The sequence below is a fragment of the Desulfovectis peckii genome (genome assembly GCF_055391705.1).
This window is the reverse complement of record NZ_AP042409.1, coordinates 1,501,456-1,521,075: the sequence shown is the minus strand read 5'-3', so window position 1 is coordinate 1,521,075 and position 19,620 is coordinate 1,501,456. Positions and strand designations below refer to the sequence as shown.

Annotated in this window: 16 protein-coding genes; 13 read left to right on the top strand and 3 right to left on the bottom strand. The window is 39.3% G+C overall.

What is annotated here, in order from left to right; translation table 11 throughout:
* The first annotated feature begins 11 nt into the window (after nucleotides 1–11).
* Genes ACZ5NG_RS07520 through ACZ5NG_RS07500 form a run of 5 tightly spaced genes read left to right on the top strand, consistent with a single transcriptional unit; the run spans nucleotide 12 to nucleotide 6,185 of the window.
* Nucleotides 12–677 carry an RAMP superfamily CRISPR-associated protein gene (locus ACZ5NG_RS07520; RefSeq protein WP_464251200.1) on the top strand — a complete coding sequence of 222 codons (666 nt, stop codon included), beginning with the start codon at nucleotides 12–14 and terminating at the stop codon, nucleotides 675–677.
* On the top strand, nucleotides 670–2,214 hold the full coding sequence (locus tag ACZ5NG_RS07515; protein WP_464251199.1) for an RAMP superfamily CRISPR-associated protein: 1,545 nt from the start codon (nucleotides 670–672) through the stop codon (nucleotides 2,212–2,214). The genes ACZ5NG_RS07520 and ACZ5NG_RS07515 overlap by 8 nt, the downstream gene beginning before the upstream one ends.
* Nucleotides 2,215–3,597, top strand: a complete 1,383-nt coding sequence (locus ACZ5NG_RS07510; protein WP_464251198.1) for an RAMP superfamily CRISPR-associated protein — start codon at nucleotides 2,215–2,217, stop codon at nucleotides 3,595–3,597. It abuts the gene before it with no gap.
* Complete coding sequence (gene csx19 / locus ACZ5NG_RS07505; RefSeq protein WP_464251197.1) at nucleotides 3,590–4,156, top strand: type III-D CRISPR-associated protein Csx19; 567 nt, start codon at nucleotides 3,590–3,592, stop codon at nucleotides 4,154–4,156. Before ACZ5NG_RS07510 ends, csx19 begins: the two co-directional genes overlap by 8 nt.
* Nucleotides 4,146–6,185, top strand: coding sequence for a TIGR03986 family type III CRISPR-associated RAMP protein (locus ACZ5NG_RS07500; protein ID WP_464251196.1), 2,040 nt, complete (start codon nucleotides 4,146–4,148; stop codon nucleotides 6,183–6,185). The genes csx19 and ACZ5NG_RS07500 overlap by 11 nt, the downstream gene beginning before the upstream one ends.
* A gap of 199 nt (nucleotides 6,186–6,384) precedes the next feature.
* Here the strand turns inward: ACZ5NG_RS07500 and ACZ5NG_RS07495 are convergent, their stop codons facing one another.
* Complete coding sequence (locus ACZ5NG_RS07495; protein ID WP_464251195.1) at nucleotides 6,385–8,721, bottom strand: heavy metal translocating P-type ATPase; 2,337 nt, start codon at nucleotides 8,719–8,721, stop codon at nucleotides 6,385–6,387.
* Nucleotides 8,722–8,732: 11 nt separating this feature from the next.
* Entirely contained in the window at nucleotides 8,733–9,107 is a 375-nt protein-coding gene (locus ACZ5NG_RS07490; RefSeq protein WP_464251194.1) for an ArsR/SmtB family transcription factor, read from the bottom strand.
* Nucleotides 9,108–9,416: 309 nt separating this feature from the next.
* On the opposite strand from ACZ5NG_RS07490, the gene ACZ5NG_RS07485 reads away from it, so the two are divergent.
* From ACZ5NG_RS07485 to ACZ5NG_RS07470, 4 genes are all read left to right on the top strand, one after another.
* Entirely contained in the window at nucleotides 9,417–12,401 is a 2,985-nt protein-coding gene (locus ACZ5NG_RS07485) for a PD-(D/E)XK nuclease family protein (RefSeq protein WP_464251193.1), read from the top strand.
* Nucleotides 12,394–15,624, top strand: a complete 3,231-nt coding sequence (locus tag ACZ5NG_RS07480; RefSeq protein ID WP_464251192.1) for a UvrD-helicase domain-containing protein — start codon at nucleotides 12,394–12,396, stop codon at nucleotides 15,622–15,624. The genes ACZ5NG_RS07485 and ACZ5NG_RS07480 overlap by 8 nt, the downstream gene beginning before the upstream one ends.
* Nucleotides 15,625–15,871: 247 nt before the next feature.
* Nucleotides 15,872–16,666 carry a hypothetical protein gene (locus ACZ5NG_RS07475; RefSeq protein ID WP_464251191.1) on the top strand — a complete coding sequence of 265 codons (795 nt, stop codon included), beginning with the start codon at nucleotides 15,872–15,874 and terminating at the stop codon, nucleotides 16,664–16,666.
* 35 nt (nucleotides 16,667–16,701) lie between these two features.
* Nucleotides 16,702–16,869, top strand: coding sequence for a hypothetical protein (locus ACZ5NG_RS07470; protein ID WP_464251190.1), 168 nt, complete (start codon nucleotides 16,702–16,704; stop codon nucleotides 16,867–16,869).
* 110 nt (nucleotides 16,870–16,979) lie between these two features.
* On the opposite strand, the gene ACZ5NG_RS07465 is transcribed toward ACZ5NG_RS07470, so the two are convergent.
* A complete protein-coding gene (locus tag ACZ5NG_RS07465; protein WP_464251189.1) occupies nucleotides 16,980–17,258 on the bottom strand; it encodes a hypothetical protein in 279 nt (92 codons plus the stop codon).
* Nucleotides 17,259–17,446: 188 nt separating this feature from the next.
* Here ACZ5NG_RS07465 and ACZ5NG_RS07460 point away from each other — a divergent pair, with 188 nt between their 5' ends.
* The 4 genes from ACZ5NG_RS07460 to ACZ5NG_RS07445 all read left to right on the top strand — a co-directional run bounded on the left by ACZ5NG_RS07460 (nucleotide 17,447) and on the right by ACZ5NG_RS07445 (nucleotide 19,601).
* Nucleotides 17,447–17,881 carry a VOC family protein gene (locus ACZ5NG_RS07460; protein ID WP_464251188.1) on the top strand — a complete coding sequence of 145 codons (435 nt, stop codon included), beginning with the start codon at nucleotides 17,447–17,449 and terminating at the stop codon, nucleotides 17,879–17,881.
* Between the two features lie 144 nt (nucleotides 17,882–18,025).
* Nucleotides 18,026–18,268, top strand: a complete 243-nt coding sequence (locus ACZ5NG_RS07455) for a methionyl-tRNA formyltransferase (protein ID WP_464251187.1) — start codon at nucleotides 18,026–18,028, stop codon at nucleotides 18,266–18,268.
* Nucleotides 18,269–18,601: 333 nt separating this feature from the next.
* Nucleotides 18,602–19,294, top strand: a complete 693-nt coding sequence (locus tag ACZ5NG_RS07450; RefSeq protein WP_464251186.1) for an AzlC family ABC transporter permease — start codon at nucleotides 18,602–18,604, stop codon at nucleotides 19,292–19,294.
* Nucleotides 19,287–19,601 (top strand): AzlD domain-containing protein, encoded by a 315-nt coding sequence (locus ACZ5NG_RS07445; protein WP_464251185.1) that lies wholly within the window; start codon nucleotides 19,287–19,289, stop codon nucleotides 19,599–19,601. The genes ACZ5NG_RS07450 and ACZ5NG_RS07445 overlap by 8 nt, the downstream gene beginning before the upstream one ends.
* The last annotated feature ends 19 nt before the right edge of the window (nucleotides 19,602–19,620 follow it).

Genomic DNA, 19,620 nt, shown 5'->3' with positions numbered 1-19,620 from the left:
GGGAAAGGAAAGTGAAAGAGTACTTAATTGTTATAAAAACTGAATCCCCTCTGTTGTTGGGTTCAGCTGAAGGGAAGAGCTCAATTATAGATACAGATATTGTTTATGACAAATATGGATTACCATACTTTCCGGCAAGAAGATTAAAGGGGCTATTGAGGGAAAGTGCAAAAGAAGTCAAAGAGATGCTTTCATTGGCAAAAATACGCAATTATTCTGATGAAGATATCGATGAAATTTTTGGCAAAAAAGGCAGTTTTGATGGACCGGCTGTGGTTTTTAAAAATTTATATCTTAAAGATTATTTTGAAATTATCGAATGGCTAAAATGGGGTTTTGAGCATTGTAGTGCAGTTTTATCTAAAGATACAGTATTAGAAACTTTTACTGAAATTCGTCAATGCACTGCTATAAATGAACATGGGATTGCCGATGAAGGCAGTTTAAGAACAATAAGAGTATTAAAGCCCGAGTATGTATTTCAAGGCGTAATACAAGTTTATGAAGACTGTAAAAGAACTTCTGAACTGTTAGCATTGGCTTGCGCAAATTTAAGGCATGTAGGGAGCAAACGTACACGTGGTTTAGGTGAAGTATTCTGCACTCTTTGGGATAAAGATGACAATTTAACACAAGAAGCTATAGAGAGTTTAAAAAGGGGGAGTTACGGTGTATAAGCTGGCATATCAAATAAAAACACTGTCCCCTGTGATAATTACACAGAGTGGAGATACAAACCTTACAGCGACTATGGATTACATTTCTGGTAGCTCTATTCTTGGTCTCTTTGCTAATGAATACATTAAGTTGCTCGGTAAAAACAAAAATATACATGAGGATGAAACATTTTATAAATGGTTTTTAAAAGGAGACTTAACTTATAATAATGCCTATTTATCAATAGAAAGTGAAAATGGTTTCCTTACTTTAATTCCTACTCCTTTATCAATTCAAACTAATAAAGATGAAGATTTGATCATTAACTTAGCTGAGACAGATACAAATGAAAAAACTAAACCAATTGGCGGTTATTCGAAAATAGAAGATGAAGATGAAGAAATTGGCACATTCTATCCAGAAAAGCAAGTATTCTTTCATCATTACCAGCCAGATCGAATAAAACAAAAAAATAATAAAGAAAAGATGATATTTAATTACGAATCATTGTCAGAGGGACAAGTTTTTTACGGAGAAATTTGGGGCGATTACCGAGAACTTTTTAAATTTAAAGAAATTTTTAGTAAGAAGAAACATTATAAACTGGGACGTTCAAAGAACGCCCAGTATGGAGATGTGCAAATTAATCTATTAGATATTGAGAAAATAGATCCTGAAATAGATCACGATAATGAGGTTTTAATAACCTGTGTTTCACCATTAATATTAGAAAATAAATACGGTTATCCAGAGGCTTCAATAAATTTACTTCATGATTATCTGCAGGAAGCTTTAGGATATGTGGATTTCAAAATTGAGAAATGTTTTGCAAAGGTGTTAGATGTTGAAACTTTTGTTTCGGCTTGGAAAATGAAGAGGCCTAAAATGAGAGCTTTTGATATAGGTTCAACTTTTAAAATTATTTTTAATAGTTGGATTGATAACGATTTAAGTAGCAAACTTAAAAACTTAGTAATTAATGGAATTGGGGAAAGAAAAATAGAAGGTTATGGAAGAATCGTTTTAAACGCTGTCAAACAAGAAAAATATCAACCATTAGAAATATATGAAAAGAAAGCGGATATGCCAACTAGTGAACCGCCGGAAACGGTTAAGTATATCTTTACAAATGTAGTCAGAAAAGACATTATAAATTTAACGGAAAAAAGAGCAATTCAAAATGCTAAAGATATTGAAAGTAAATTTTTAAAAAAATTAAATACCAGTATTATAGGTAGACTTGAACTAATGTTAAAAGACAGTCTAACATCAGATGATTTTATTAACTATATCAAGGAGCTAAGAAAAAATGCCAATGATAAATTAAAGGCTTGCCGTGTAACCAAACAAGACACACTTTATGACGTACTAATTGCCAAAAAAGAACCTAATTTTGTAGCTTTGTTAAATAGATTGAGTGAAAAAATAGAAAACTTAGCACAAAAAGCATCTTTTGATTATAAAAACGATCAAAAATTTCGTGAAGAACTATATAGAGTATATTGGTTTACTTTCTTTAGTACATTACGTAAGTTAATAAAAAAGGGGGGTAACTAAGTGGCTTCAGATTCAATTCTTGGGAAATTATTGATAAAAGGAAATATTACAATAAAAACCCCCTTAATTATCGGTAGTAAGGGAAAAACAAATGATGTAGATATTGTTGTTGTTAAAGACGAAAAAGGAAATCCGTACATTCCTGCAACATCAATGGCTGGCGTGTTAAGACATTACTTTTATCAAAATGCGGATGTTGAAGAAGTAGATAAAACACATCTTCGTTATTTCTGGGGGGCAGATTACTTTCAAAATGATGATAATATCTGTCAAAGTGCATTGTATATCAGCGATTTAACCTTGGTTAATGATGCGCAGATAAAAGTTAGAGATGGAGTTGCTATAAATAATGAACTAGGTATTGCTCAGGAAAAAAATAAGTTTGACTATGAAATAGTTGAACCGGGTGCAAAGTTTAATTTAAAAATGGAAATCACTTTTAGAGATGAGCATCAAAAAGATACATTTGTTAAAATACTTGCCTTTTTAGTGCAAGCGCTTAAAAATAGTAAGATATTTATTGGCGCAATGACTACAAAGGGTTTTGGTAGATGTATATTGACTAATGAACAGTATTATGAATTGGATTTTTGCAATAAGCAGGATGTGATTGCCTGGTTAAGCAGAAATATTGATGAACTAAAACCATCAACATTGGATGTTAATAATACTTTTAAGATGAAAAATAAAGAGTTTATTATTGATTCATTTTTTGATATTAAAAATTCTTTGCTAGTGAGATCTTACACCGGTAGACCGACTGAACCGGATGCCGTTCATATAGAAAGTAACGGGAAACCGGTTTTGCCTGGAACCTCTGTTAAAGGCGCCTTAAGAAGTAGAGCAATTAAAATTGCCAATACCCTTGGTGCGAAAGGGGAGGAATTAGTAAAGCAGCTTTTTGGTTGGGCTAATGACGAAGGAAAAAACACAGTCAAGTATAAAAGCCGAGTGATTGTAGAAGAAACTGAGATAAAAAACATAGAAAGACAAATTCAAACACGAATCAAAATAGATCGTTTTACCGGTGGTGTAATGCGTGGTTCACTTTTTGATAGTATGCCTTTGTGGCCCCTTGCAGGTAGTCAAAGAATGGTTAACATCAAAATAACTGTTAAAGATTATCAACCATGGGAAGTTGGGTTGTTGCTCCTTATTTTTAAAGATTTATGGAGTGGCGATCTGGCAATTGGTGGGGAAAAAAGCATTGGTCGCGGATTGTTGATAGGTAATGGGGTGCAATTAATTTACGGGAACAAAAAACTTACTATTACTAGAATTAACGACGATAAAATTAAGATTGATGGTGATGCAACAGAATTGGAAAATTATGTGAAAGCGTTTGTTGATAAATGTAGGGAAGAAGGGATTAGCATTGGCTAAAAATGAGTTAATACTGCGAAAAATTAAAACAAAATCTGAGTTTTTTAATAAGCTAGCTATAAATGATTATCAGGGACTAATAGATACTATAAGAAAAACTTTTGTTGATCCAGGAATAGCAGTAGCGTATTTAAATTACACTGTATTAGTTGGTAAATACGAAAATGAAACCCTGTATTTTTACAAAGATCAAAGCTTTGAGATTAAACAGCTGCAAAGATTGCGTGTTTTCAATGAAAACAAAGAACTGTTACTTTGGCTTAAAAATGAGACTTATAATGCTAGGCTGCGAGTAGATGGAGTAGGTGAATTATTGGATGTGGTAGATGCCGGTCAAATTTTATGGGGGACAGATGTAGTTTCTTTAGATAACGGTTGGAGCTTAGTGTATGAAGCCAGAGGAACCGAACTTATTCTTCCCTTAAAGGGTATGGAACTGGACAAGGGTAAAAAGCGGCTTAAGCTAAAAACCCGAAACTACATTTGTGCCAATGAAGTGGGACAGGCTGGTTACTTTGATAGCCGTTTTGTCAGTATTGAGGGGGATTATGATGGATAATGCTAAATTAACCGTATCCAAAAATAAAAAAGGGAAAATTATTGGTGAAGTTATTTTTGACAATGGCAAAAAAATGCATTTAACAGGATTTAAACTTGATGAGAATCTTAATAATAAACAATGTCAGGTAAAAAGGAATGAAACTGGGCAAATCATTCAAGTAATCATTGACGGCAAAGAGTTGCCGCGTCAAGAAGCTAAACAGTTAAATAATAAACACAAAAGGGAAAATAATATTAAAAATAACCGTAAGACATCATTAAAAACCAGCAGTGTAAAAGGAAGTTTTCACAGGGAACAAGCTAAGGCTCCTTATAATTTTATACCGCTAAATAAAAAAATAGTTGCATCGGAATACTTACTGCCGGAAAATTTGCCTACCTTTAATTCTTATCATGCAAATAATTCTTGTGATACAAAAAAGTTGTCCGGCTACATTAAATATGTTCTTGAAACAATTACACCAATATATATTAGGGATACGAATAATAATGCACAAAAGGAAAATAATGATAACCCTGATTTCTTTTCACCGGGTAAAAAGATAAAGATACCTGGTAGTAGTATTAGAGGTCTAATCAGAACACTTGTAGAAATAGTTAGTTGGAGTAAACTCAAATATATAGATAATACTTTGTTATTTTACAGAACATTGGCAGACAAATGTGAATCTGTCAGAAAAGAATATCAAAAAAATATTTCATATGGTGACAAAAGTCAATCGCCAAATAGCACAATTTATGCTGGTTACCTAAAGAAAGATGGTTTTAATTATTTTATAATACCTGCTAAGAAATTGCATGGAAAACAATTCCAGAAAATAAAAAAAGACGAAAGTGATAAAGATATACAGTTCAGCTATAGAAAAGAAAGTGATGGTTCGTATATAGTTATTCCAGGGGCAATGAGTAAATCAAAATGGAAAATTAATGAACCTGATTTTGATGCCGAATTTGTTATTATTGATGATGAAGATATACAGGCATACAGAAATGATTTCAACAGATATTCTGATAAAAAAGAGAATGGAACAGAAGACGGCGATTTGCTTAAAAAATTAGATTTAAATCCAAAAGAGTTAGTTCCTTGTTTTTATGTATATTGGAAGGATGAAACTGGAAAGGACAGAATTTCATTTGGACATACCAGATATTTTCGTCTTGCATACAAAAAAACGATTTGTGACCATTTACCTGATATTCACAAAGATGAAAATATACTTGATATAGCAGACGCAATTTTCGGCAAAGAATCAAGTTTTGCCACTAGAGTTTTCTTTGAGGATGCGGAAATTTTACCAGAACAAAATAATGTACTGTTAAATAAAGCTTTTCCAAAGATATTGTCTTCACCTAAGCCTACGTCCTTTCAACATTATCTTGAGCAGAGTACAGATAACAAGAAATATATGAATCATTGGAATTCAGATGCAGAAATAAGAGGTCATAAGTTATATTGGCATAGAAATAATATAAAATGGGAAGAAGAAAGCAAAAAACTTACTAAACTGCACACAGAGATTATTCCTATAAGAAGTGGTGTTAAATTTAAAGGAAGTATTCGCTTTGAAAACCTCTCTAAAATTGAATTAGGTGCATTGCTTTTTGTTCTTGACTTGCCTGAATACCACTATCATAAACTTGGTATGAGTAAACCGTTAGGCTTAGGTTCGGTTAAGATTACTCCAGAATTGTACTTAATCGATAGAATCAAAAGATACGAAAGATTGTTTACAGATGATTTTACTAACTTTGCTTTAGCTGAAGAAAAACATGAAATGAAGCCATATATTAAAGAATTTGAAAAGTATATTTTAGACAATATCGATGAAGATGAAAGAGGTAATGCTAATACTTTGTGGGAGACAGAAAGACTTAAACAATTAAAAGTAATGCTAGACTGGAGAAATACGGAATTACCTAACTGGGTAGAACGGACAAGATATTTCGAAATTGAACATCCTGAAAATGATAATGAATTTAGGAAGCGCTTAGTATTACGTAAACCCACCGACTTTATTAAACAATAAAAACCATTTTAAGTTTACTGTGATCATGAGTTTATCTAGATTTTTAAGAAAACAGCTGCAGCTATGGCTACTCATATCATGATATTATTTTCAATGCCCAAAGACATGCCAAAGAAAAACCCCTTGAAAAAATTGATAAGGTAACTAAAAAACAAAAAACTTGGGGCGGCGTTAGCCGCCCCGCAGTTCTAAAGATAGTTTATATATTTTTTCCGCTCAATACCCTCATCGCATTAATGATCGCAATCAGGGTAACACCTACATCGGCAAATACCGCCTGCCACATGGAGGCAATGCCTAAGCCACCCATGGTTAGGAATATAAGCTTTACACCTAGGGCAAAAATGATATTTTGCCACACTATCTTGCGGGTTCTTTGTGCTATTTTTATCGCGGTGGCAATTTTAGAGGGTTCATCCGTCATGATGACAATGTCCGCCGCTTCAATGGCGGCATCTGAGCCCAAGCCGCCCATGGCAATGCCGATGTCTGCCCGGGCTAATACCGGGGCATCATTGATACCGTCACCGACAAAAACCAGTTTCTTGTTGGCTGATTTTTGGCGGTCCAGCATTTCCAGTTTTTCAACTTTTTCATTAGGTAACAGCTCGGCATATACTTCATCCAACTTTAACGCGTTGCCTACTCTTTTAGCGACAGACAGAGCATCGCCGGTAAGCATAACGGCTTTTTTTACCCCTAATGCCTTTAATGCCTTAACGGCATTGGAGGAATCCGCTTTAACTTCATCAGCTATGACAATGTAACCTGCATAGGTGTGTTCCACTGCCACATGCACCACGGTGCCTGCAGAATCAACCTCAGGGTAATTAATGTTTTCTTTTTTCATTAGCTTGGCGTTGCCCGTAAGCACATTAATCCCCTGAACTTTAACCTTAACGCCGTAACCGGATATTTCTTGATAGCTTTCAATTTTCGCCTTATCTACCTCTTTTTGATAAGCCTTTAAAATGGAAACGGCAATCGGGTGATTAGAATAACTTTCGGCATAGGCGGCGTACTTAAGCAGGTCTTCTTTAGAATAGTTATTGTGCGGGTTAATTTCCGTGACATTAAATACGCCTTTGGTTAATGTGCCGGTTTTATCAAAAATCACTGTTTCTACCTGGTTTAAAGCTTCTAAATAATTGCTGCCTTTGACTAAGATCCCTTTTTTAGATGCGGCACCAATGCCGCCAAAGAAACTTAACGGGATGGAAACAACCAAGGCACAAGGGCAGGAGATTACTAAAAATACCAAAGCCCTATACAGCCAATCGGCAAATAATGCCCCCGGCAGCACCAAGGGGGGAATTAAAGCAATTAGCAGGGCGGTAAGAACCACTGCCGGCGTGTAATATCCGGCAAACTTAGTGATAAAGTTTTCGGTGGGCGCCTTTCTGGCGGCGGCATTCTGCACTAAATCTAAAATTTTAGACACGGTGGAGGCGCTAAATTCAGCGGTAACTTCAACGGTTAACAGACCGTTTTTATTAATAAAACCGCTTAATATTTCATCGCCGGCTGCTACTTCCCGAGGCATAGATTCACCGGTTAAAGCCGATGTATCAACCATAGATGTGCCGGCAATTACTTTACCGTCCAGTGGAACCTTTTCCCCCGGCTTGACAAGGATGATATCTCCGATCTTTACTTCTTCCGGAGACACTTTTTTTAAGCTATCGCCGACTTTGAGGTTGGCAAAGTCCGGGCGGATATTCATCAGGGCGCCGATTGATCTGCGGGAACGGTTGACGGCTAAGTCTTGGAAGAACTCGCCTACTTGATAAAAAAGCATTACCGCAACCCCTTCCGGGTACTCGCCGATCAAAAAGGCACCGATAGTGGCAATAGTCATCAGGGAATTTTCATCAAAAAAGTTGCCGCGGGGTATATTTTTTAATGCCCGGAAAATAATTTCGCCGCCTACAATGAGGTAACTGAGTAAAAACACTGCCGGTTCCGCCCGGTGGGGTAAGTTTAAAGCTAAGCCCAGAACAAACAAAGCGCCGCTGACGGCAATTTGCATTATTTTTTTCTTGCTTGCTTTTTCGGTATTGTTATTTTTTGTTTTGCCTTTATTTTCTTCGCTGACTAAGTTTACATCCGGCTCAATACTTTTTACGATAGCGGTTGCCTGACCGATAATTGTGTCTAGCTGTTTACTTTCTGCTTCAATAATCAGCTTTTTAGATACAAAATCAACGGTAGCACTATTAACGCCGGGTAAATTTTTAATTTGCCCTTCTATTTTGGCGGCACAGCTGGCACAACTAAGACCTGCCAAAATATATGATTTTACTGTTCCTTTAATTTTCTCTTTTACAACTACCTTTGGCTCATGTTTATTCACAATGGATTTAACTTGCGCCAATGCATCATCTAATTCCTGTTTGCTTTCCGTTTCTATAGTTAGTGTCTTAGTTATAAAGTTCATAGATGCATTGACGTTAGTTATTTGATTAACCTCAGACTCAATTTTAGCTGAACAATTCGCACAGTCTAGGCCCTCTAAAATTAATTCCTTTTTAAACATGGTGTGTCTCCTTATGTGTTGTGTTTTTCGGTAATGTGATGCAAACCCTGTTCAAATATTTGTTTAACGTGGTCATCATCTAATGAGTAATATACTATCTTGCCTTCTCTTCTATACTTCACCAGCCTTGCTTGCTTCAGTACCCGCAGTTGATGGGATATTGCCGATTGGGTCATGTTGAGCAGGGCGGCTATGTCACATACACACATTTCAGAAGCAAACAAGGCGTAGAGAATCTTAATTCTGGTGGTATCGCCGAAAACTTTAAACAGTTCCGCCAAATCATATAAATTTTCTTCATCCGGCATGCTGTTTTTTACTGAGTTTACTACCTCTTCATGAATCACTTTACAGTCGCAGCGCTCAATTATTTTATCATTATTCATACGTAAATACCTCCGTTAAAAATGAACAATTGAACACTTATTCATGTGTTGCGTTTTAATTATATCTGCTTCTAAAACTTTATGTCAATATGTTACATGAATAATTGTTCATATTTTATATTATTGCCGTTCCGCCTTTTTCGTTAATATTACTGATGATTTGGAAAACAATTACTGCAACAGTTAAACTTCCGGTGGCCGGCATTTTAAATAACTTACTTTAGATGTTGGCAAGATATTTTTATTGGCAGGATTTGGCTTACCGCACTTGAATTTTACTATTAATTGATTTTTGAAGGGGGAGCAATATTGAACAAACTGCTTTCTTCGGTGGCTGACATCTGCCAAGATTATCCTTTGGATGAGAAAGTACTGATTGTACCTTCTTATAGTGCCGGGCACGAGTTATGTGAGGCGCTGGCCAGAACAAGGGGGGGATGGGTAAACTTATATGCCGAAACTGTCGGCGGCCTTGCTAACAAAATAGCCGCTGAGTATTTGGCCGGTCATAACATTACCTTATTAAACAGCACCTTGGCGACGACAATTGTAGAGGAAGTAATCAGAGAATTACACCGTAAAAAAGCACTACACTATTTCAACAAAAGGAAAGTTTACCCCGGCTTGGTAAAGGCGCTGGCAAACACGGTGTTTGAGCTGCGGCTATATGGTGTGACAAGCGAGAAATTAAATGCGGCGGATTTTGTTGACCCGCAAAAGGGAAGGGACATGAAGAACATATTAAAGGAGTACGAAAAACACCTTGTCGAGCAGGGCTATATTGATTACCCCGGATTAATCACCTTAGCCGCTGAAATTGCCCAAACCGCCACAGCCCTTGATAAGAAAATATACATCCTGCCCTCTTTTATCAAACTAAGCACTGTTGAACGTAAGCTTTTAGAGCGCATTGCCGCAGGCAATTTAAAAGTAGTGGATGCCGATTCATTAGAAGATTCCGGCTTTAACGCTTCCCTTTCGCTATTCCACGCCTACGGCATAAAAAACGAAGTGAAAGAAATAATACGGCGGCTACAATTTAACAATGTGCATTTAGATACCGCCACCATTGCCTATACCTCAGAGGATTACATACCGGTAATATATTCGCTGGCTAAGCAGTTGGGGATAAAACTTACTGTTGCTGAAGGATTGCCGGTGTTTTTCACCTCTCCCGGCCGCGTGTTAAAAGCGCTCATTGAGTGGATAAAACAAAATTATTCAATAACGGTTTTTAAAGATTTGTTGCTTAGCGGAGACTTTTGCCTTAAAGGTGAAGGAAGTGAAGAAGAAATTTCCCTTAATTTAGCTGCCCGCATACTGACAGGATCCGGCGTGGGGTGGGGAAGAGAGCGTTATTATTTGCTGGATAAATTAGCGCAAAAATATTTAGTAACGGCGGAATCGGCAGAAGAGGCGGGCAAACAAGAGTACTATTTAAAACTAAGTAAGCTGGTTGAGCAAATCAGTGCCGTTATGCAAAGGCTGTTTAGTTACATTCCTGCGGCTGACAATGACAATCGAGTAAACTTCCGCGATTTTACCGGCGGCATAGCCGAGGTACTGGCCCGCTTTACCAGAATTAAAGATGAAGATGATGCCGTGGCACTAAAGGTTGTTGTTTCTTTTTTGACAGAAACCGGCCAAATGGCAACTTTTAAACTGGATATAAACGAAGCTTTAGAGAGAATGGAGAATATATTGTCCGGCTGCAAAGTGAACCCTGCGGCATCTAAAGCGGGGCACCTGCATGTGGTGAGTTATCAAAACCTAATTTGGACGGCACGCCCCCATACCTATATTGTTGGGCTGGATGCCAACACTTTTCCCGGTAGCGGCCGCCAGGATCCGATTTTGCTGGATGTGGAACGGGTGCGTATCAGCGGTGCCCTTCCTTTAGGCAGAAACAAGCCGGAGGATAACCGCCGGGCATTATCTGCCGCCCTTGCTTCTTGCCGGGGGAATATTGTCTTGAGCTATTCTTCCTTTAACCTGTGTGAAAACAGGGGTATGTACCCGTCATTTATCCTGCTGCAGGCTTACCGGTTATTAATGAACGATCATACCTTGGATTATTCAAACCTGATAAATTATTTAGGCAAACCGGCTGCCTTTTGCCCGCAAGAAGGCAAACCGGCACTGGATGAAACAGAATGGTGGATGAATAAAGTTCTAAACTATGCGGTAATCAACGGCAGGGATTTGGTCAAGCAGTGCTATCAAACTATTAATCGCGGCAGCATTGCTTATGAGGCCAGAAAAAGCATTGAGCCAACGGAATTTGACGGGCTAATCCCACAAAAAACGCCGGAACTTGACCCCCGCAAAAACAAAGATATAGTGATGTCTTGCAGCAGAATTGAATATTTGGCTTCCTGCCCATATGCGTATTTCTTAAAGTATGTGCTGGGCTTGTATCCGCTAGAAGAGGTAATCCGCGATCCCTTTTGTTGGCTGGATGCGCTATCCCGCGGGTCATTGCTCCATGAAATATATTATCAGTTTATGCGCACCGTGAAAGAAAAGGGAGAGCGGGTAAAAGCAGATGTGCACCGCAAGCTTATTATTGAAATAGCCGACCGATTGATTGCCAAATACAAAGAATTAATCCCCCCGCCCAGCGAGGCGGTGTTTGAGCAGGAAGTGCAAGATATCTACAATTGCTGCGAGGTATTTTTAAACGCGGAAGAACAGCTAACTGATATTAGGCCCGCCTTTTTTGAGGTGCCCTTTGGCTATGGTGTTGATGCCGTTAAAGAATGTGGCGGTATTGGCTTGGCAAACCCGATAGAAATTAAACTCACTGCAGATACCGGTTTTAGGTTGATGGGAAAAATTGACCGCATAGATAAAAACAGTGACGGTACCTATACCGTTTGGGACTACAAAACCGGCAGCACCTACGGCTACGAAGATAACAAGTTTTTGGATAGGGGGCGGCAAATTCAACACGCCTTATATGCCCTGGCGGCTGAAGAAATAATCAAGGCAAAAGTTACCAAGGAGGATATTAAAGTAAAATATTCCGGTTATTGTTTTCCCACCGTGAAAGGGGAAGGGCAGAGGATTATTCGCAATCAAGACAACAAAGGGGCGGTGATTGAGGTGTTAAACTGTCTTTTCGATATCTTAGCAACCGGCTCACTTATCGCCGCTCACGACGGAGAAAAATGCGACATCTGCGATTATACCGAAATATGCAACCCGCAGGTTGCCGTGCAGCGGGCCAAAGAGTTGCTTTTGGCAGGCAGTAGCTGTTTAAACCCCTGGAGGAGGTTGGCGGATATTGACTAGTTTTACCCTTAAAGATCAACAGGCGCGCCGGGCAATTGTAGAAGAATTAGATACCTGTATCTTGGTAGAGGCCGGGGCCGGTTCCGGCAAAACTCGCAGTTTGATAGACAGAATGGTGGCTTTAGTTAAAGAAGGCAAGTGTGGAATAGATAAGCTGGCTGCAGTTACCTTCACCAGAAAAGCCGCTGCCGAACTAAAAGAGAGATTTCAACTGGCTTTAGAAAAAGCATTTGCCGCAGAAACAAATCCCATTAAAAAGGAAAGGCTGGCTGAAGCGCTCAGCGGGCTGGACCGCTGTTTTTTAGGCACTATACATTCTTTTTGTGCGGCAATCCTTAGAGAGCGCCCGATAGAAGCGGAGTTAGATCCCGAGTTTCAGGAACTGGATGAATTAGAAGACATGCTACTGAGAGATAAAGTTTGGGAAGAGTATTTACTTTATGTGCAAACTGAAGAGTTAAGCAAAATCGATGACTTGCGCAAGATAGATGTTTCGCCCCAAGACTTAAAAGAATGCTACATTAACCTTTCTCTCTATCCCGATGTGCAAGTGGTGTGCCAGGAAATTCCTCCACCGGAATTAAAACTTGTGCGGGCAGAGCTGAACGATTATTTAAACTGGGTGCAGCAGGTATTGCCCCAAAAAGTGCCGCCGAAAGGCTGGGACGAGCTGCAAAAATTATTGCGCAAAGCACTGCGCTGGCGCAGAGTTTTTGACCTAAACGACGATTTAACATTGCTGCGCCTGTTGGCTGGGTTGAATAAAAACAAAAAGGTAACCCTAAACCGCTGGCCGGATGCAGATAATGCAAAACAGGCAGAAAGGTGGTTTGAAGAGCTAAGGATTAATCACATCAATCCGGTGTTGGAAAAATGGTATGAGTACCGGCATGCCCGGCTGGTAAATTTTGTCCTGCCGGCAGTTAAACTTTATCAAGGGCGCAGAATGGAACAATCTAAATTAAATTACCAAGACCTGCTAATGCTATCTGCCGATTTGCTAAAGAATAGCCCGGAAGTGCGCCGTTATTTTCAACAAAGGTATACCCATTTGCTGGTAGATGAATTTCAAGATACCGATCCCATTCAAGCCCAAATTATGTTTTATCTTACCGGTGAAGATGTCAATGAGAAAGATTGGCGCCGGCTGGTGCCGAAACCCGGCTCCCTGTTTGTGGTCGGCGATCCCAAACAAGCCATTTATCGCTTTAGGCGTGCCGACATTGATACTTATAACGAAGTGAAAAACCTAATTGCCCAACATGGCGGAAAAGTGCTGTACCTAACGACGAACTTCCGCTCAGTACAGGCTATTGGAGAGGCAGTTAATGCCGCTTTTAAAAAGCTATTGCCGGAAAAGCCCGATTGTTATCAGGCGGCCTTTGCCCCGGTAGATACGGTAAGAAGTAACGGTGAAGGGCTTTGTGGGGTTAGAACCATTGCCGTACCTAAGGTACAGCGAAATAAGCAAGAAGATATTGTTAAAATTGATGCGGCAAAGATAGCCCGCTGGATTAGATGGGCCGTTGACGGCAACCTGAAGTTAACCCGCACGCCGGAGGAAAAGGCCGCCGGCATAACTGAGCAGGCCCGGCCGGGCGACTTTATGATTTTACTGCGCAAGAAAAAATATCTCAATGTTTATGCCCAGGCACTGGAAAAGTACGGTATTCCATTTCAGATTGCCGGCGGGGAAGGCTTGGCTAACTCTGAAGAAATGGCTGAACTGATTAAAGTATTTAAAGCAATAATTGATCCCGATGATGGGGTGATGCTGGCCGCCGCTTTGCGGGGAAGATTTTTTGGCTTTAGCGACCGGCAGTTTTGGCAATTTAAGCGAGCCGGCGGACATTTTAATATTTACAGCGCTGTGCCGAAAGGCATTGATCCAAGGGACAAAGAGGCTTTTGAGTGGGCTTTCGGCAAACTAAAAACATACCGAAATTGGGTGTTGAACTTACCCGGCAGTACCGCCTTGGAAAAAATATTAACGGATTTAGGCATTATTCCCTACACCCTTACCGGAGAGCTGGGCAAAAGCCGTTCAGGATATATCTTGCAATGCCTGGAATTTGTTGCCGCAGCGGAACGGAAGGGAACAGCCGGCTTTTCATCTTTAGTAGATTACTTAACCTTATTGATAAAATCAGGCGTGGAAGAAGAAATAAATATTGCCCCTTGGAAAGGCGACTGCGTAAGGTTAATGAACCTGCACAAGGCCAAGGGTTTAGAAGCGCCGGTAGTATTTTTGGCTAAACCGGCAGGCAAAACGGATTTTTTACCCACTGTGCATATTGACCGGGTGGGTGTGGAACCTTGCGGTTATTTTGTGATCGAGAAAAAGAAAAAACATGGCAGTGAGGTACTCGGGCAACCGGTTAACTGGCGGCATTATGCTGACATTGAGCAAAAATACCTCGATGCCGAAGAGATAAGATTACTTTACGTTGCCGCTACCAGGGCCAAAAATTTATTAATCATCAGCACTTATGACGGCAAGCCCCAGTTAAGCCCTTGGTACCCTATAATAGAACATTTGCCGGAAGTGCAACAGCTTGAGGATTGTCCAGGGTATGAGTATAGCGATGAGCCGGAACCGGTTAGTTTGGCTAAAGATGACTTGGAAAAAGATAAAAGTAGCTTCTTTAATGTTGATCATCCGGTAAATAAACCTACTTACCAAACCACATCCGTTAGTTCTTTGACGGAAGCCGGCGGCGAACTACCCGTATCCCAAAGCGGTAAAGGGGCATTGTGGGGCAAGATCATTCACCGAGTGTTAGCGGCGTACGTAAAAAAACCGCCGCAAAATGCAGAACTGTTAGTAAGCAGCATTCTGAGCGAAGAAGGGGAAGATCCGGAAAAAGCGCCGGAAGTGCTACGCTTGGTTGATAAAGTAACAAAATCAGCATTTTGGCAGCGCGTGCTACAAAGCAGGCAGAAGTATGCCGAACTGCCGTTTTCGGTAAAAACTCAGCCTGACGGTGAGTCAGAAACCGTTGTCTCCGGGGTGATTGACCTGGTGTTTCGGGAAGCGGCCGGCTGGGTGATTGCGGATTATAAAACCGATACGGTAGAGAACGATGAGCACCTAAAAAAATTAGTTAAATACTATTCTCCGCAAGTTAAAATGTACAAAGATTTTTGGGAAAGTATAACCAAGACTAAAGTAGCAGAAGCCGGTCTTTATTTTACATCTATAAATCGCTGGGTGGTTGTTTAGTTACGTGAGAGTTATAAGGCGGAACAAGAAGCCAACCCGAATAAAATATTGGGTTAATAAAGTTATCTTAAACTACAATGCTCTCCATAGGTCAGCAGAAAATCTGCTGCCTTTAGGGGAGCGTTTTTATTTTTAACTAACCTAATGTCTAAAAATGTTTTTAAATTTAATTTTGTGCAGGAAAATACTGCTAATTTCAAGAAGTTTGCTATGAGAAAAAATTACTAGATTTATTGGAGGGCATGATATGTTCAAACAAAAAAATTTATTTTTTTTAGTAGCAGCTATTTTAGCCGTTTTGGTTTTTGCGGCCGGTTGTGGAAACTCATCTACCGGTGCAGACAAATCTGCGAAAGAGAAAGCTAAAGAGACTGGGCAAGCAGCGGAAGAAAAAGCGGCTGAACCAGAATTAATCCCGGAAGGTAAAGCGTTTCAGGCCTTGTTAAAATTCAAAGAAATCAATTATGAACCGGAAAAAATTAATGAAATTGCAGAGCAGGGTTACATAGATATTAATGATTACCGCTTAGGCTATACAGACACCGTAACAATTAACAACAAGCAGTTCTATAAATTTGAACAAGTGTCCCTAGGAGGCAAAGGCGCAGCCACCGCTTACTATGTTTCTGCTGACACCGGTGCGGTATATAACGAATTTCTTGATGGCATACTGAACGAATTTAATATAAAAGAACTTAACTATGAAAATGTTTTTGACCGCAGAGTTTTTACCCTAACTGAAAAGTCTACGCATGACACTGTTACATGGTATATTGACGGCAAAACAAACAAGCTGTACTATGATTTGGCCTCTGCTAAGAGTGCAATCAGAGATGAACTGTTAAGCAACGATCCGCTATTTAGTTTGGCCGGCAAGGATATCAGCACCGTACAAAAACAAACCAGAAAACCGATACAAAAGGAAATAACAGAAGTAACCGATGATATTGGTAACGTTGGCACTATGGAATACATATTTATTGAGTACAACGATGCAAGAATTGTTTTTAACAGTGACGTTCCTTCAGTAGTATATTTTTAGGAGAAGGATCGAAGTTATTAGGTGTGCAGCTTGGAATGAATTTTCGCCAGATTAAAAACATTTTGGGTGAACCAATTAGTGAAATGCAGGATCCCGGTTGGGGGGATTACACTCTTACTTACAATATAAACGGTAAAACCGTTCAATTCTACGCCCACACCCCTGACGGACCTACATATGCGGCAACTATTTATCCGCACTAATACGCACCTGTCACGGGGACGGTTCTTGTGGCAGGTGTTTTTTTAAAAAGTATGTGACCATGCTATGGCCCCGGAGGAGATTCTTATAGCAGGTGATTGATTTAGTATATTTAATGCTCGGGTGCATCTCGGTATGTTGAGTGCTGGGAATTATACTCATTAATGCTTTCATACTTATTAAGCAAATTTTTATCGGCATATTTTGCTAATTGATTTCTAATTACGGTGATATGCTTTTCCTCCGCTTTTGCTAAATCAGCAAAGAGTGCCGCTATATCATGATTTTCACTGTCTTCCGATTCCCTCATATACCGCACATATTGAATAAGTGCTTGCTCCTTTTGATTTAAGGCTTCCCTTAAATGGCTAACTGTGTGAATATTAACCACCCCCTATTTTGCACTTATTATTTACTAGAAGACAATCTTTGATTCAGGATATAAAGCTCCGTAAAGAGAAATCATATGAACATTATCATGTAGTTTTGAAACTGCATTGTATAAGTTTTTCTTAAAGATAGTAAAATTGTGCTATGATTAAATAATATGGCAGCTGATCTATAAAGGAGTGATTTCTAATGGTCGGCGTAGAAATTGATATGGTTGTTACTGACAGCTTGAAAGCTTTAGAATTATACGAAAAAATATTTGATATCGAGCGTGTTGAGGTTACAGATTTCCCCAAAGGTGAAAATGAAGTTGTTTTCAACCTATATGGTGTGCGCTTTCATATGTTGGATGAAAACCCGAAATTCCAACTGATAGCGCCGACCCCAGATCAACCCAAAACTATATGGTTTAACATCCTTGTCCCTGACATCAACGAAACATTTTCAAAGGCAATTAACGCCGGCTGTACCGAGGTGCAACCGGTGACAGAAATACCTGATTACGGCGTATCAAACGCCATATTTAGCGATCCTTTCGGCTATTTATGGATGCTGCACCAGGTACACAAAGAAGTGAGTTTTGAAGAACGCACACGGCTTTGGGAGGAAAAAAGGGACAATTAAAAATGGGTGAGAGTATGGAGGAGAAGAAGCCTATGCAAGTTGTTATGGTTGCTTTAAGCCATTACTACAACCAAACTAACCAAAAGTACCGTCCCGATGGCAGTTAATAAGATAAAGAGTGTGGTGTAGGGGGAAAGTTACTTTATGGCATTAATTACTGCTGACAAGTTTGACAGAATAGAAAAAAACCGAAACAATGTTCATAAACCTGTTACTGCAACATTTAGTGTGTTTGAAATTAATGGAAAGAAATATTTTCAAATTGATACATATGGAACATCTGAACGTCTTATGCCAGATAAAGTAAGCCAGTCAATACAGTTTGATAAAGAGATGGCAAAGAGACTCATTGATATTTTACATCGCGAGTTGTTGTTGTTGGACTAGCGATATAGTTAATAGAAAGTATGACTTATCTTTAGTTGTTTATTTGATAATATAAATGGTGAACAGAGTAAACAAGGTCATTTAATGAATTAATAAGACGACTTTAGCCATAGTCTGGCGGGATAACTGGGTAGCAAGGCATTGAAAGCTGTAATACAGGCAGAAAATAAAAGGGCGTGTTGCTAACTACTTTAAAAAGTAGTTTTGCGACACACCCTTTTTATTTTACTGTGAAATTGTGCCAATATATATATCCCCAACCTTGCGGTGTATTATAATTGACTAGAGTTTATATACCGTCACTTTTACATCAGTTGAGGAGTTGTTATTTAGATGGTAACAAAAATCAACACAATCAAAGCTGCTTTTACCGAGGCTTTACCCCTAGCCATTGCCATTGGGGGCTACGGCCTACCTTTTGGTGTACTGGCCACTCAAGCGGATTTTACCTTAGTTGAAACTATGGCTATGTCAGCGTTTGTGTTTTCCGGATCGTTACAAATGGTAACAGTGGCCATGTTAATGGCGGGCGCAACGCTGACCAGTATTTTATTTGCTTCGGTTTTGTTAAATTTGCGCAATTTGTTATACGGTGCTGCTTTGGCTGAAGGTTTAGCCCCGGCTAAAAAGTGGAAGTTGTTTTTAGCTTATGGCGTGACTGATGAATCTTTTGTTTTAGGTAGTGCCCGGTTTAAAAAACATGGACCGGACCCACTATATTTTGGGGTGGTTACCGGTATGTTCTATGCCGCTTGGCTTATTACCTCAGCAATAGGTGCTTTAATAGGTAACCAAATTGACCCAATGAAATGGGGACTAGACCTAATGTTTCCAATTACCTTTGTGGCACTGCTAATCCCTAGTCTAAAAGATAAACCGGCAATTGTTACCGCCCTCACTGCGGCCTTAATCGCCATTGGCCTTGAATATTTAGTACCCGGAAATGACTTTACTATCATTATTGCCGGTGTTTTATCACCGTTTGTAGGTCTTTATTTAAAGAAGGGGGTATCACAAAATGCTTAATCACTGGATTTTAATCGGACTATTAACAGTTTCTACCTATACATCACGAATCATTGGCCTCGAAATGATGGCTGGGCGAGAAATGAGTCCCACCATGCGTTTATATTTTAATTATGTTCCGGTGGCTATTATAGCCGCATTGGTTATCAAACAAATCTTGGTACCAACTGATGGACAATTAGGCGTTTCAGTTCCTGTTCTTATCGGTTGTTTGGCCACAGCAATTACATATAAAATCATTAATCGCTTTCTTTTTTCTGTTGTCATTGGGCTAGTTATTGGATTACTAGTTCGTTACTGTTTATAAGCAGCAACTGCCACGGGGA

Excerpts from the sequence above, each read along its gene's own strand:
- ACZ5NG_RS07495 (WP_464251195.1), bottom strand. The coding sequence starts at position 8,721 with ATGTTTAAAAAGGAATTAATTTTAGAGGGCCTAGACTGTGCGAATTGT.
- ACZ5NG_RS07460 (WP_464251188.1), top strand. The coding sequence starts at position 17,447 with ATGGTCGGCGTAGAAATTGATATGGTTGTTACTGACAGCTTGAAAGCT.
- ACZ5NG_RS07445 (WP_464251185.1), top strand. The coding sequence starts at position 19,287 with ATGCTTAATCACTGGATTTTAATCGGACTATTAACAGTTTCTACCTAT.
- ACZ5NG_RS07475 (WP_464251191.1), top strand. The coding sequence starts at position 15,872 with ATGTTCAAACAAAAAAATTTATTTTTTTTAGTAGCAGCTATTTTAGCC.
- ACZ5NG_RS07500 (WP_464251196.1), top strand. The coding sequence starts at position 4,146 with ATGATGGATAATGCTAAATTAACCGTATCCAAAAATAAAAAAGGGAAA.
- ACZ5NG_RS07455 (WP_464251187.1), top strand. The coding sequence starts at position 18,026 with ATGGCATTAATTACTGCTGACAAGTTTGACAGAATAGAAAAAAACCGA.
- ACZ5NG_RS07470 (WP_464251190.1), top strand. The coding sequence starts at position 16,702 with ATGAATTTTCGCCAGATTAAAAACATTTTGGGTGAACCAATTAGTGAA.
- ACZ5NG_RS07490 (WP_464251194.1), bottom strand. The coding sequence starts at position 9,107 with ATGAATAATGATAAAATAATTGAGCGCTGCGACTGTAAAGTGATTCAT.
- ACZ5NG_RS07450 (WP_464251186.1), top strand. The coding sequence starts at position 18,602 with ATGGTAACAAAAATCAACACAATCAAAGCTGCTTTTACCGAGGCTTTA.